Genomic DNA, 13,714 nt, shown 5'->3' with positions numbered 1-13,714 from the left:
GGCCACACTCCGAATTTTTCACAGGCCGCAGGCCCGTGAAAATGCTTGTTGGGGAGCTCCCCAAACCCGCTGAACTTCTGGACAAAGTGTCCAGAAGTCCCGGCGCAAGCGCCTGTTGTCGGCGGCCCGGAGCTAACGCTCCTGGGCCTTATTTTTTTGCTCGTCCGTGTGGCCGAGCAGATGATCGATATTCGCCTTGACCGCCACAGCCTGCCGCATATCCGACTGCGCTTTGCGGTATTCCGCATAGAGGGCCTTTTTCTTTTCGGAGAGCTCCCGGCGCTGCTTTTTCAGCGTGTCCATTTTGGGGAGCTTTGCCCCGCCCAAAAGCTCACTCATGGCCGTCTTTGCCGCCCGGTAGTCTGCCAGCTCCACCTCGTGCTGGGCCAGATATTTTCTGCTATACCGGGCCGCCTTGTAGCCGTCAAACACAGGCCGCGTCTTTGCATACTGCACCACCGCGCCCATGAGCTCGGAGGTTTTGGAAAGGGCGGCCTCCGTGTCCCGCAGCTCCTCGGCCAGCTTGTGAGCCCGATCCACCGCCGCCTCGGTGCTTGCCGCAAGAGCCTCGTAATCGGCAAGCCCATGCTCCCGGAGATACAGGAGCGCGGCGGCCATCTGCTTTATGTTATAGACTTTGGCCCACCGCTCATAGGCCGGGCCCTTGCCCTGGGCCATGCGTTCTTGAATGTCGATGATCAGATTGACGCGCCGGGCCGGGGCCGGGCTGTCCTGGGGAAGCTCCGGGATGGGCCGCTCCCCGGCAATCGCCGCCCGGATGTCATCGGGATCAAAACCGGGGCCCAGGGTAGAAGCCCGCAGGCGGGTGTACTTATCCTGCCCAGGGGCCAGGAATGAGATCGCGCCGCCCCGCCCATGCTTCACTTGAAAGCCGGACTCCTCCATATGCCGTAGGAACGCTAGAAAGTCGGCGGGCTTTTGCTCCAGGGCCGCCACGATCCCCAGCCGCACCCGCTGCTGGGCCGAGGGCGGCTTTTCCCCGATCCATTGTCCATAGTGGAGAAAGCGACCTTTGCTGTGCTGCTTCGGATTTTGAATGACAGACAGCTCGTGCTCAATGCACACCCGGTCAGAGAGCCTCCGCACCGCAAAGCTGGAGCCGATGAAGTTATGGAATTTCCGGGAACAGTCCTGGGCGGTGGAGTTGTAATAAATGTGATTGTGAATGTGCCCTTTGTCAATGTGGGTACAGACAAAGAACTGGTACTTGCCCTTTGTCCAGCGCATGGCTGTTTCATAGCCGATTTTGTTTGCCTCCTCCGGCGTGACCTCGCCGGGCGGGAACGCCTGCCGGATCTGAAAGAACAGGGCCCCGCGCTCCACGGCCCGGCCCGTTTCCGCCTGGTACTGGCTTTTCAGCAGCAGAAACTCGGCGGGGGCGGATGCAGGATCACAGAGATAGGCAGACACGGCCCCCAGCTTTTTCGGATTGAGCCCATAGGCAAACCGCTCCTCCATCGTCTGGATGGCCGTTTTCCCAGCCGCTACCTTGTAGGGCCGGATGTAGGTTGTAGCGATAGCCGCACCTCCTTTCCCAGCAGAAAAAACGGGCGGCGGTCTGTTCCACCCGCCGCCCGGAACTTCTGGACAAAGTGTCCAGAAGTATCAGCTTGCCATAAAATCCATCGCCGCATACTTCACACCATAAAGGCGCTCCACCAGCCAGCCGCCCAGGGCCGGGAGCCCAAAGGGAGAAACCAGGAACGCCAGCACGAACATGGCGATGCAGCCTGTGGTCTGCCCGGCCAGCAGGCAAAGGATCGCCAGCAGGGACAGGCCCACACACGCCACAACGCACACAGCGCCCGCCACGCAGGACAGGAACGAGAGCACCGCCACGGCGAGGATCAAGGCCAGAATAAAAGGAGCCACGATAATTTTTAAGATCGTCCGCATGGTTCATACCTCCTACAAAAGTTTGATATTTGCCTCTATATGTATATTATAACTCCGTAAGAGGGGGCCAACAAGGATGCCTCGGCTATCCCCACCTCTGGACAAAATGTCCAGAAGTCGAGATAGCCGTGGGGTAGCAGACAGTTCTCCAAGGAGTAGACAGCAGAAAGTTTAATTTCCCTTTTAGCAAGAGCGGCCCATTGACTTGAAGAAGTTTCAGTATTAGATTATTATTAAAGCATAATAAACGTAGATGGAGTGATGGAGATGAACAAAAAAGATGCTGTATATGAATTTTTACAAAATATAAATCGAGGAAGCTTTGCGGACTTACTTGAAATTATCGATTACGAATCTGACAACCTTGATTTCAAAGAAACGTGGATAAAAAAAGGGGTGTTAGCAAAGGAACTTTTAGCAATGGCAAATAGTGGGGGCGGAATCATTGTTTTCGGTGTTAAGGAGAAAGAAGATAATCAGTTCGACCCTTGTGGACTTCAAGAAATATGTGATCCAGCGGAAGTTCAAAATAGTATAGAAAAGTTCATTCCTTCCAACTTAAAATATCAAGTTGAGAACTTTAGCTTTGATCGAAGTGAATACGACAAACTACAAGGGAAAAAGTTTCAAATATTAATTGTTGAAAATTGCCCTCAGTATCTACCATATATCTCTAAAAATGAAACTGAAGGATTGAAAAAAGCAACTATTTACGTGAGACGAGGGACAGAATGCACCGTTGCAGATAAAGACGATATTGAAAGGTTAATCAACAAGAGACTTGCTACTGGTTATAAGTCTAAGTTGGAATTTGAGGATCATATTCGACAACTCCAAATCCTATATCGCTATAAACAACCAACATGGGCATCAGCGACATCAGCAATAGCTATGCTGAAAAAATTATCTTTTAGTGTAAACAATCAAAATTCATCTGAATTTTATACTTACATAGATGAACTAGTGGAAAGAAAGAAGAAAATAATTGAAATGGATCTAGGTCTTTATTAAGCATCTGACACAATAAGATAGAGGACGCGAAATTAATCGCGCCCTCTATTTTATTACAATTGAACGATGGCTGATAGTTTTTTGATCAGTTCAGAAAGGGGCCTCCACAGCTTTTCATAGTCCCGTTGCAGAGCCGTGATCTCCTCCGGGTAAATGCCGCCGTAGGTATTCGCCTGGATTGCCACCTGGTTTAGATTGTTGGAGCACCGCCGCTGGAGCGACACCAGCTCCTGGACGGGTGACAGGTCAACGTGGAGCACATACCCATTGAGGGCCATTTTCCGCATATAGGCCCCCATGTTGCGGATGCCCGCCTCGGCCATACGTTCCCGGATCAGCGCCTGCTCCTCCTCGGACACCATCACATGGAGATGGATGGGGCGGCGGCGTTTCTTTGTCACCGCTCCTCCCGTTCCAGACTCCGGCAGACGCGGGGTGGCTCCTTTACCTTGTCCAGCGCCTTTTCCCGTTCCGGGGGCTGGGCGGGGATCGGCGTATTGAATACCCCGGAGAGCCGTAGGGCCTCCTGGTTGGCAAAATCCTGTTTTTGCGTTTTCTCCATAATCAGCACCTCCTCTTGATGTTGACAGCATCCGGGCCAACCGGGGGCAAGCCGTAGTTGGATACGACCTGCCCCGAAAATGGCCTCGGAACGCCTTGTAATCCGGGGATTTTCCGGGGCCTAATTGTCAACGCCCCAGCCCCGCTTTTTCCGCATATAGTCCCGCTGTTGGCGGCGGTGGGCTTTCTTTGCACAGACCGCCGAACAGTAAGCCTGCCGCCGATCCGGGGGAACGGGCCCGCCGCAGACCGGGCAAATCTTGAAATCCGGCCTGGGCCCCTCGGTCAAGAGGGCCGCCTCCAGCGCCGGATCAAGGGGCAGGACGGCCTCCCGGAAATAGCGGCAGTATGCGCCTGTCCAGCACTTCCCGAACATATAGCACTCACACTCCAGAGGCAGGCACCCGTATTCCTTGTCATAGTTGGCGCACCACTTTACCACCAGGGCGCGGATTTTCTTTTTTTCCTCGCGTGTCAGTTCACGGGTCAAACTGTCACCTCCCGCCAGCCGGGGCTTTCAAAAGCTCCCGGTAGCAGGACACACAGCCGATGCCCCGCCAGTAGGGGCACCCGGAGCACCGGGAGCCCCTGGGCGGTTTCGCCGGGGCCGGAGCCTGGGGCCGGGGTTTTTGCTTCATCATTTTTTCAAAGGGGCTGTCAGTAAACCTCATTTGTCAGCCTCCTCTCCGTCATCATCCTCCTCGTCCCAGGGCGGGCCGTCCTCGTCCTCGTCCCCGTAGCCGTCCGGCCCGTCATAGTCATCCAGCTCCCCGCCGTAGTCCTCCTGGGGCTCGGCGGCTTTCTGATGCTTTGGGCGCAGCACCTTGAAATAGAACGCCGCGCCGCCGCCCACTAAGGCCACGGCCAGCACCGCCAGGAGCATCCCCATGTTGCCGCCCGTTTCCGGCTCGGCCTCCTCCGGGGCGGGTTTCTCGGTTTCCGTGGGCTCCGGCTCCGGCTCAACGCCCACGCACTTGCTCATATTGACAGAGCAGACGGCACAATCCGTATTGACGGCCCCCGCCTCGCATTTTTCAGAGCAGGAGCACACCGCCTGTTCCACGCCAGCGGCCTCCGCCGCAGCCAGCAGATCGGCCTCATCCACAACGCTGAAAAAGTAGGTTTCGTACTGTTCGCCCTCTTCGTCCACGGGCTTGTCATAGTCAATGACGATATAGAACGTGTTGCCGCCGCTGGTCTGCACCGTAATAAACTGCTTGTTGGTGTGCTCGTCATAGAGCAGATCGCGGGTTACAAGGTTTCCCTCCTCCGAGAAGCCCTCGCCCGGTTCAATGGTGGGCTCCGGCTCCGGGGCCTGGGTTTCCTCGGTCATGGTGGGATCGCCATAGTCCGCGCCCTCGCCGCCGTCCGCATAGGCATAGGCCGGGACGCTAAATCCGCATAAAAGAACGGCGGCACACAGCGCCGCCGCCATCACCCGAAAGCGTTTCATCTTCAATTTTCCTCCTTTCCGCCGTCCTCGGACTTCTGGACACTTTGTCCAGAAGTGCCGTCCCGGAGCCGCTGGAGCACCAGGGGGAGTTCCTCCAGGGAAATGCTCATGCCCCGCACGATGTCCACGATCTCGCTGTTTTCGGCCTCCTGCTTGTTCTTCTCCAGCTCCTTGAGCCGGGCCTGCTGTTCGCTGATTTTGGCCTTGACCTTATCAATCTCGGCCTGGATTTTCTGGCTTTTGCTTACCGCCATAGATACCTCCTTGTCAGGGTAAACGCCCGTAGGCGTAAAAATGAGATTGCCAGTAACTTGTATTCAAATTTGCATATTGTATGGGATCGCCACAGTGGATCATCATCCCGTCCCCCACATAGATACCACAGTGGGACACGCCCGCCGTGTCATAGGTGCCGACAAAGAACACCAGATCGCCGGGCTTTGGATTGCTGGTAGGGGTACAGATGTTATAGAGCCCCTGGGCCCCCAGGCGGCCCACATTCCAGCCGCTGTGATTGATCACCCAGGACACGAAGCCGGAACAGTCAAAGGACGTGGCCGGACTGGAGCCTCCCCACACATAGGGATAGCCCAGGTATTTCTCCGCCTCGGTGAGCATGGCCGCAAAGGTTTCATCGTCCAGATATTCCCCCGGCACGTCATATCCGGCGGGCGGGTTGGTAACGTATTTTCCTACATAGGCCGACTCCGGGAACAGGTCAGGCCGGTTCCCCAGGGTGGACATATAGAGGGAGTACCGGGACATCTGCTCCTCGTTCATCATTTCCAGGGGCAGATGGGACAGGTTGCGGTTTTCCAGCGTGACATAACAGATATAGTAATTGTAGGGCACCTCTACCGTGTAGGAATTGCCCTCGCTGTCCGTCCGGCTTTCCGTCCGATAGCGCACCTCAACCACCACATCCTCGGTGAGAATGTACTGGCGGTCAAAGAGGGTTTCCAGCGTCCCCTGCACCTGATCCAGCGTCCATGCCCCCTCATGGAGCACAGACAGAATGGAGATCAGCACATAGGGATCGTGCTCAATGCTGTCCAAGTCGAAGTGGTACTCGTCATAGTCGTGGGTGCTTTCGTAGCTGTCCAGGTAGTCCTGGAGCTCTGCCTCCATGCCGCAGTAGGACGCCTCCGCCGCCAGCATTTCCTCATCCTGGGATGGGTAGGTAGTCGCGCCCACTGCGCCAGCCCCGGCGTTGCCAAGCGTCACCAGGGAGGACGAACAGGACTGCATCATAAAGAGCAGGAGCACACAGGCCAGGGCCAGCACCACCCCCACGGGATGCCGCTTCACAAAGCCTACCGCTTTTGCCCCGGCCTTTTCCGTGGCGGCGGCTGTCTTTTTCGCCGCGCCTGCCGCCCCGGTCTTGACCGCCTCCCGCGCCCGCTTCTGATACTGCTTTTTCAAGCGGTGCTTGCGCCACATCCGGGAAACGGGGTTGCCGGACATCTCCGGGTGTTCCTGGGCGGCCATGCGGAAATGATAGTCCGCCGTGGCCTTGACATATTTGGACTCGGCCCGCTGGACGGCTTTTGCCGGGTGTTCCCGGACTTTCCGTTTCACGAACCGGGAGCCATGCCGCAGGGCGGCCTCGCCCACCAGCTCGGAGCGGTGAGCCCCCTCAATGCCCACATTTTCCTGCTCGTTCTCATAAATCTTCCCATGCACAAAGCCGTGGGCGGCTCCGCCAGCGGCGCGGCCCACCCGCCGGATGGGGCCCGGTTTTTTCGGGGGCTTCTGTTTTGCCAGCTTGCCTTTGGCCGCCTCCAGCTTTTCCCCGCGCTTTTCCATGCGGAGCTTAGAAGCGGCGGCCTGTTCCTGTTTGCTTTTCTGCCGGAATTTTGACTTGTGGACACTTTGTCCAGAAGTACCCTCTGTCCCGGCACCGCCAGGGGAGCCGCCCCCAGCACCCCCGGAAGAAGCGCCGCCGGGATCGGCGGGCTCCTCCCAGGAGCCGGGGCGCTCCCTGGGCTCCTGTTTGGGCTTATTCGGTTTTCGCTTCATTCTTCAAATCCTCCGGACGGGTAGTCAGCAGGTTATAGATTTCTCCACGGGGGAACCGATCCACAAAGGGGATCGTCACATCCCCATAGAACAGCAGGCCCTCGCCGGAATTGCTGTGGGTGATGTAGGAGAGCTGGTGCTCCGAAATGCCGAGCTGCTTTGCCAGGATTGCCCGGTCACTTTGGGCCTGGGACAGCAGGATCATAAAATCCGTGTTGTCCAGAATGGCCTCAATCTCCCGGCTGGCCAAAAGGTCTTTGACGTTCTGCGTCAGGGCCGAGGGGACACAGCCTTTCTTTCTCAGCATCTTCCACACGGCCACAAAGTAGCTGGCGGTCAGCGCGTCCCGGAGCAGGATATGAAACTCGTCAAAATAGCACCAGGTAGAAACGCCGCTGTGAAAATTCACATTGACCGCCGAAGTTACAAAGTCGTTGGTAACGTGCATGGCGATCTTGCGGAGGTTTTCTCCCAGCCCTTTGAGAACGATGCACACGATATGGGACGTGAGCTTTACGTTGGTCTGGTGGTTGAACAGGTTAAGGGAGCCGGTGCAGTAGAGCTCCAGGGCGGTTGCCACACGGCGGGCCTCCGGCTCCGGCTGCTTCAAAAGTTCCTCGTACAAGTCCTGGAGCAAGGGCGGCTTGCCGTCCCCGATCCCCAGGGCCATATCCCGGTAAATGAGCCGCACACAGCGGTCAATCACCGTCTTTTCGATGGGTTGCAAGCCGTCCTTGCCGCCCACCACCAGTTCACACAGGGACAACAAAAAATCCGCTTTCATGGAAAGCGGGCTTTCGTCATCGTCCAGGTCAAGCTGAATGTCCATAGGGTTAATATGGCTGGGAGAGCCGGGAGCGATCTCCACCACCTGGCCGCCCAGCCGCCGCACCAGCGGGGCATATTCGCCCATCGGATCGACAATGATAATGCGATCCTTTGGAATAGTGAGAAACACATTGATGATCTCACGCTTTGCGGCAAAGGATTTGCCGGAGCCCGTGGAGCCGAGATAGAGCCCGTTGGCCGATTTCAGTTTTTTGCGGTCAGCCATGATGACGTTATGGGAAAGGGCGTTCATGCCGTAGTAGAGGGACGGCCCGGCCATGCGGAGCTCCCTGGTCATAAAGGGAACGAAAATCGCCGTGGAGCTGGTGGTCATGCCCCGCTGGATTTCCACCTCGTTATAGCCCAGGGCCAGAGAGGACACAAACGCCTGCTCCTGCTGCCAGTCCAGCCGCTTCAAGGCACAGTTATATTTCTGCGCGATACCGCCCACCGTGAACACATCGTTTTCCAACCGCTGCCGGGTGGGGGCGATATTGATGACCGTGAACGTGAGCAGGAACATCCGCTCGTTGCGGGACTGGAGATCGGCCAGGAGCTCCGCCGCGTCCTTGCTGAACGTGATCAGGTCAGGGGGCAGAATGTCGGGATCGTACCCGGCCCGCACCGCCTTGCGCTGTTCCTCCACCTTCATTTTGCCAATGTCGGAGAGCTTTCCCTTGATGGTCTTAATGGCTTTAAGCTGATCCACCGTCTGGATGTGCATGGTTACGGTCATTTCCGCATCCAGCTCCAGGATCTCCGCCAGGAGCTTGTCAGAGAGCTCGGACGCCAAAATCTGCAAGTAGGACGCCGCGCCCCAGTATTGGCCGATGCGGAATGTCCGGGCCTGCCGGAAGTCGAAGCTGTCCGGCGCGATATAGTCCTTTGTGCCAAGCCCGGTTTTGGGGATGTCCTGCCAGGAGAAGCGGAACGGCTCCCGGTTGCCCGGATGCATCTGGCCGTGGAGCAGAGCCAGCCGCGCCTGCCCGTCCATCGGGACAGAGGGAACGCCCAGCCGTTTGAGGTTGCCTGTCACGTCGGCCTCCACCCGTTCCAGGCGGGGGCGGGCCTCCGCGATCCCCTCGGCGGGCAGGCCAAAGGTGATATATTTTGACCGCTCGATGCCGTTGTTGCTTTTGGCAATCTGGCTTTTTAACATTCCCGTAAACTCCGCCCGGATGCTGTCGTAGTCATCCTGGGCCGGGGGAATGTTCACCTTGTACTTGCTCCGGGAACGGGAGCGGCGGTTGATAAAGGAGAGCTGGAACGGCAGGGAGCTGTCGAAGTAATTGAGGAACGAGCTCCACCCGCCAAAAATCGCCGTCTGATCCTCCGTGGACGCAACGGAATAGTTGATGTCCTCATATTCCACCGTCTTTGTGTAGAGCCCGCCGGGGAGCTGGCACACCCCGTCCGGGTGCATCACCAGGTAAGGGATCGTCTGCTGGGCAGACAACGCAGCTTTCCGGTTAGCGGCCTTTCCGGGGCCGCGCTTTGGGCTTTTTGCTTTTTGCAATCGCATCCTCCTTTCGCACAGCGCCCCGCTGGGTGAACGGGGCATAGATATTTTCCGTCTGGTAAGGCCTCACCCCAGGCCGCAGGAAACGGGCCCGCAGGACGTTCCGCACCACCTTTTCAAAGGGGAGCCCGTCTTTTTCGTACATCGCCAGCAGGAACGCCGGGAGCGCCACTCCCATCATCAGAAACATGGCCCCCGTGTTGCCGATGGTGCTCCGGGCCAGCAGGTAGGACGGGATGCCCACCGCCGCCGCGATCCCAAAGCACACAAGTTGGCGTTTCGTCAGATTAAAGGCAAGTTTGGTCTTGATTTTGGATAAGTCATTGGGGACGTTTACATAGGGAATTTCAATCACTCCTTTCTGTCCCCGGCCACCTCTGGACACTTTGTCCAGAAGTCCGGGATGGTGCTTTCCACCTCGTTCCCCCACACATCCCAGCCGGACGGGGACTGCCGGGCAAACAGCTCCACCCTGGGCACGTCGCCCATGAGGGCCACGATCTTATCACGGGCCTCGTCCGGCTTTCGGCTGTGCTCCTGGATCGGGGCAATAATGAATTGATGGACGTTTGCCGCCTGCCGTTTCGGGTGTCCCCGTGTCGCCAGCAGGCAAACCTCCGCGTTGCCCCTCGTCCAAAAGCCCAGGCCATAAAACCAGCTCTCGGACTTTCGGTTTTTCTTCAGCCAGACGAAAGCCACAGACTTATATTGAAAGCCCCATGCCTTGATCAGCCGCAGGGCCTCCGGGAGCTGGGGGAACGTAGCCCACAAAAAAAGCACGCTGTCCGGGGCCGCCAGATCAGCCACCGGGAGCGCGCACATCTCGTCAATCCCCATTGTGGGGTAATGTTTCTCCGCCGCACCCTGTAAGCCCTTTTGCGTGTAGCGCCAGGGGGGATCGGCATAGATCACAGAATACTGTCCGATAGTTACACTCCTTTCTCCCCGGCCTCCAACGCTGCCCGCGCCAGACGGATGCGCTCTGTGGCGGCGGCGTAGTAGGCGGGGACGGTTTCAAAACAGATGAAGCGGCGGCCCGTGTTGAGGGCGGCAACCGCCGTTGTGCCGGAGCCCGCGCAGATGTCCGCCACCAGCTCTCCGGGCCGGGTATAGGTCTTGATGAAATACTCGCACAGGGCCACCGGCTTCTGCGTGGGGTGGACGGTGCGCTGGACGGTGGGGAACGTGAGCACATTCCCCGGAAAGCGCAGGCCGTCCTCCGAGCCGCCCGTGGTACGGACGAATTTTCCATAGTTCGGGCTGTCCCCGTTGTTGGTCAGACTCCGCTTGTAGGGCTTGCCCTGTTCAAACTGCGGGTTGTAGAGGGGGAGTTTCTGATAGAACACCAGGATGTTCTCCGTCTTTTTCAGCGGAGCGCGGCGGGCATTGAGAAAGCCAGTAGAGCGGCTTTTGTACCACACCCACTCATAGCGGAGCATGGACAGGTTGGATGCCCCCAGCACCTTGTCATAGGGACACTGCGCGAAAAACAGGATCGCGCCGTCCGGCTTAACCGCCCATTTCACCGCCTCCCACAGCTCCGGGAGCGGCAGGGGCACATCCCAAAAGTTCCGGGTTGTGCCGTAGGGCGGATCAGTTAAGAGCATATCCACGGAATGGCGGGGCAGGGAGCGCAGGCCCTCGATGCCATCCATGAGGAACAGCCCCTCTGTGAGTTCTAGGGACTTCTGGACACTTTGTCCAGAGGTGCCCTTATCGGTCATTCCTGGCCTCCTTGCCCTTTGCCGGGGCGGGCCGGGCGGCGTTCTCACGGGCGGCCTGCGCCCGCCCCTCGGCTAACTGCTGGGCAATCGTCTTTGCGTCATCCCTGCCGCCCAGCAATTCCCGCTTTTGTAAAACGGCCTCCGTTTCCGCCATGAAGCGGGCAACATCGGCCTTGTTAAAGTCCTCCGGCGCTTTCCCATACCACAGGCGCGTCCCGTCGGGCCCATATCTTCTCGGCATATAACACCCCTTTCTTTAGTGCGCGCTAAAGATGCTGCGCGCTATTGTCCCGGTTTTGAACAGCATGAAGCAGAGCAAAACCGTATAGCCCACGGTGCCCCAGATCGCCCCGATGGGATCTCCGCCCGTGGCAATTCCCTGGATCAGCACCGCATAGATTGCAACGCACACCAGAATGAGCATCCCCTGGAAGCCCACGGCAAAGAGGGAGCGCAGATAGTTCTGCCCCATCTGTCCCACCTCCCGGTGGGAGATGGTTGCCATAGGGATCGGGGCCAAACTGGTGAGCAAATATATTTCCAGCATTCTCCCATAGACCAGAACGAAAATGACGATGCCCAGCGCCCACATGGTAACGCCAATAATAGAGGACTGGAGCCACAGGCTGAGAAGCGGCCCCAAGTCCATCCCCTCCAGGGTGGTTTGAAGCTCTGTCATCATATCCGGCGTGATGTCCGTGGAGCCCTGGATCAGGCCGCCCGCCTGGGCGATCACCGTCTGCGACACGTCAAAAACGGCCATCACAATGTTAAAGGTATTTGAGAGAATGAAGATGGCACAAGCGGTTTTGAATATCCATTTGTAGATATTCGCCACGTCAAACTCGTGCATATTGTTTTTTTCCAAAAGCATCTGAATGAGCTCATAGGTGGCAACAAAGGTCAGCACCAGCCCGGCAATCGGCAAGATCACCGTTTCGGAAAGCTGGCGGATGAGGGAAAATACCCCGGCGTTCCACGCCGCCGGGGTAGTCCCCACCTGTACCGCGATCTCTCCGACTTGGGTATTGACGTAATCAAAGAGCCCCTCCAGGTTCCCCATGATCCCGCCAATCAACAGCTCTTTGAGCCAGTCCGTGAGCCAGTCGGTGAGAAAATCCATAGGCCCTTACCTTAAAACAGGCCAGACAGCAGAGGGATCAGGGTGGTGCCCAGCAGGATGATGCCGCCGCCCGCCATGAGCTGCTTCATACCCTGGCTTTTTACTAATGTGTGATAAAGAAGTAATAGAAGTGTAAAAAATTTTGCCGTTCCTATCCGGCACTTGGCCATTGTGTCGGATAGGTCGGGCGGTTATTCCGGCAAATCAATCTTGCCGACAAAGCTGTAATAAATCTCAATGTCCTGCCTGCGGGTGCCGTTCTCGTCATAGCTGCACTCATGCACAACGATTTTTTCAATCATTTCCCGCAAGAGGGTGGGGGTAAGTTCCTCAAAGGCAAGGTGCTTTCGGACGATACCCATAAACTTTTCCGCGTTGACGGTGGCGGCCTGCGACTTGTCCAGTTCGGCCTGCAAAGCGGCGGCGCGGTCTTTCAGTTCCCGCTGCTCCTGCTCATAGTCTGCCGACAGTTCCATGAAACGCTCGTCGCTGATTTTGCCGTTCACATTGTCCTCATACAGCCGCTTGATAATGCGGCTCACTTCGGCAATGCGCTCCTGCGCCTGTTCAAGCTGCTTGGTGGCTGCTGCGGTCTTTCTCTTGCCGCCGATCTCGTTCTGCTGGATAAGCAGCTTCACAAAGCGGCTCTCATGCTTGGCGGCATACTCGGTCACTTGCCGGAGATTGGAGAGGACACCGGCGGTCAACAGGTCGGTGCGGATAAAGTGCGCCGTACAGTCGCGGGTGCGCTTCTTGTAGCTGCCGCAGATGTAACAGTCCTGCTTGCGGTTCTTGTTCTGATACCGCTGCTGGTACATCACATGGCCGCAGTCGGCGCAGAACAGCATACCGGAGAACAGCCCCACTTCATCATAGCGGTTCGGGCGTTTGCGCTGCTTGCGTAACTCCTGCACGCGCTCCCATGTTTCCCGGTCTATGATAGGCTCATGGTGGTTCTCAAAAACAGCCTGCTTCTCCACGGGGTTCGCTACACTGTGCTTGACCTTGTAAGAGGGCTTCTCCGTCTTGAAGTTTACCAGACAGCCGGTGTACTCCCGGTTTTCGAGGATATGAACGACGGTGTTCGTCGCCCACTTGCACTCATAGCCGGGGTGGTAGCGGCGTGTGCTGCCCGTCCTGCGGTATTCCAGCGTCCCCGGCGTCGGGATTTGCTGCTCCGTAAGCATACGGGCAATCTTGGTCGGGCCATTCCCGGCAAGGCAAAGCTGGTATATCTGCTGGACAACCGGCGCGGTTTCCTCGTCAACGAGATAGTTCTCGTCCTCGTCCATGAGGTAGCCATATACCGGCTTGCTGGTAACAGGCTTTCCACTCATGCCTTTTGCTCGTTTTACTGCTTTGATTTTCTTGCTCGTATCTCTCACCAGCCATTCGTTGAACAGATTTCGCAGAGGGGTAAAATCGTTGTCCATGCCGCCGTTTGCGCTGTCTACATTGTCGTTGACAGCGATAAAACGCACTCCCTTTTGAGGGAACAGCATTTCCGTGTAAAACCCTACCTGCAAGTAGTTTCGCCCTAACCGGCTCATGTCCTTGAC

The 13,714-nt window shown here is 57.2% G+C and carries 16 protein-coding genes and 1 pseudogene; 1 reads left to right on the top strand and 16 read right to left on the bottom strand.

Annotation, left to right across the window (positions count from 1 at the left end; translation table 11 throughout):
- Positions 1-132 precede the first annotated feature (132 nt).
- Positions 133-1,479, bottom strand: coding sequence for a relaxase/mobilization nuclease domain-containing protein (locus tag H6B31_RS12565; RefSeq protein ID WP_204898840.1), 1,347 nt, complete (start codon positions 1,477-1,479; stop codon positions 133-135).
- 147 nt (positions 1,480-1,626) lie between these two features.
- Positions 1,627-1,917 carry a CD1845 family protein gene (locus H6B31_RS12560; protein ID WP_195560228.1) on the bottom strand — a complete coding sequence of 97 codons (291 nt, stop codon included), beginning with the start codon at positions 1,915-1,917 and terminating at the stop codon, positions 1,627-1,629.
- Positions 1,918-2,178: 261 nt separating this feature from the next.
- Here H6B31_RS12560 and H6B31_RS12555 point away from each other — a divergent pair, with 261 nt between their 5' ends.
- Positions 2,179-2,928: an AlbA family DNA-binding domain-containing protein gene (locus tag H6B31_RS12555; RefSeq protein ID WP_204898839.1), complete on the top strand. Its 750-nt coding sequence runs from the start codon at positions 2,179-2,181 to the stop codon at positions 2,926-2,928.
- Positions 2,929-2,981: 53 nt separating this feature from the next.
- On the opposite strand, the gene H6B31_RS12550 is transcribed toward H6B31_RS12555, so the two are convergent.
- The 14 genes and pseudogenes from H6B31_RS12550 to H6B31_RS12485 form a co-directional block, all read right to left on the bottom strand.
- A complete protein-coding gene (locus H6B31_RS12550) occupies positions 2,982-3,329 on the bottom strand; it encodes a plasmid mobilization protein (protein ID WP_204898838.1) in 348 nt (115 codons plus the stop codon).
- Complete coding sequence (locus tag H6B31_RS12545; protein WP_204898837.1) at positions 3,326-3,490, bottom strand: hypothetical protein; 165 nt, start codon at positions 3,488-3,490, stop codon at positions 3,326-3,328. The genes H6B31_RS12550 and H6B31_RS12545 overlap by 4 nt, the downstream gene beginning before the upstream one ends.
- A 120-nt stretch (positions 3,491-3,610) precedes the next feature.
- Complete coding sequence (locus tag H6B31_RS12540) at positions 3,611-3,979, bottom strand: cysteine-rich VLP domain-containing protein (protein WP_204898836.1); 369 nt, start codon at positions 3,977-3,979, stop codon at positions 3,611-3,613.
- A gap of 177 nt (positions 3,980-4,156) precedes the next feature.
- Positions 4,157-4,942 (bottom strand): DUF4366 domain-containing protein, encoded by a 786-nt coding sequence (locus H6B31_RS12535; RefSeq protein ID WP_204898835.1) that lies wholly within the window; start codon positions 4,940-4,942, stop codon positions 4,157-4,159.
- Positions 4,943-4,944: 2 nt separating this feature from the next.
- A complete protein-coding gene (locus H6B31_RS12530; protein WP_087232213.1) occupies positions 4,945-5,196 on the bottom strand; it encodes a DUF4315 family protein in 252 nt (83 codons plus the stop codon).
- 13 nt (positions 5,197-5,209) lie between these two features.
- A complete protein-coding gene (locus H6B31_RS12525; protein WP_204898834.1) occupies positions 5,210-6,961 on the bottom strand; it encodes a C40 family peptidase in 1,752 nt (583 codons plus the stop codon).
- On the bottom strand, positions 6,942-9,311 hold the full coding sequence (locus H6B31_RS12520) for a VirB4-like conjugal transfer ATPase, CD1110 family (RefSeq protein ID WP_430691904.1): 2,370 nt from the start codon (positions 9,309-9,311) through the stop codon (positions 6,942-6,944). The genes H6B31_RS12525 and H6B31_RS12520 overlap by 20 nt, the downstream gene beginning before the upstream one ends.
- Entirely contained in the window at positions 9,259-9,654 is a 396-nt protein-coding gene (locus H6B31_RS12515) for a PrgI family mobile element protein (protein WP_204898851.1), read from the bottom strand. The genes H6B31_RS12520 and H6B31_RS12515 overlap by 53 nt, the downstream gene beginning before the upstream one ends.
- Before the next feature lie 5 nt (positions 9,655-9,659).
- Positions 9,660-10,220, bottom strand: coding sequence for an MT-A70 family methyltransferase (locus H6B31_RS12510; protein WP_204898832.1), 561 nt, complete (start codon positions 10,218-10,220; stop codon positions 9,660-9,662).
- A 17-nt stretch (positions 10,221-10,237) separates the two neighbouring features.
- On the bottom strand, positions 10,238-11,032 hold the full coding sequence (locus tag H6B31_RS12505; RefSeq protein WP_204898831.1) for a DNA-methyltransferase: 795 nt from the start codon (positions 11,030-11,032) through the stop codon (positions 10,238-10,240).
- The gene (locus H6B31_RS12500; protein WP_148317328.1) at positions 11,022-11,273 is read right to left on the bottom strand and encodes a hypothetical protein; all 252 of its coding nucleotides are present in this window, start codon (positions 11,271-11,273) and stop codon (positions 11,022-11,024) included. Before H6B31_RS12500 ends, H6B31_RS12505 begins: the two co-directional genes overlap by 11 nt.
- Before the next feature lie 15 nt (positions 11,274-11,288).
- Positions 11,289-12,155, bottom strand: coding sequence for a VirB6/TrbL-like conjugal transfer protein, CD1112 family (locus tag H6B31_RS12495; RefSeq protein WP_204898830.1), 867 nt, complete (start codon positions 12,153-12,155; stop codon positions 11,289-11,291).
- A gap of 11 nt (positions 12,156-12,166) precedes the next feature.
- Positions 12,167-12,256, bottom strand: a pseudogene (locus H6B31_RS17825) (Maff2 family mobile element protein); the annotation flags it as partial.
- 90 nt (positions 12,257-12,346) lie between these two features.
- Positions 12,347-13,714 (bottom strand): recombinase family protein (locus tag H6B31_RS12485; RefSeq protein WP_243419040.1); only part of this gene is annotated, 1,368 nt, incomplete at its 5' end.

The sequence above is a fragment of the Pseudoflavonifractor capillosus genome (assembly GCF_016899775.1).
In the GTDB taxonomy this organism is placed as follows: Bacteria; Bacillota; Clostridia; order Oscillospirales; family Oscillospiraceae; genus Lawsonibacter.
Note: the sequence above shows the minus strand (reverse complement) of the source record. Positions and strands in the feature narration are given on the sequence as shown.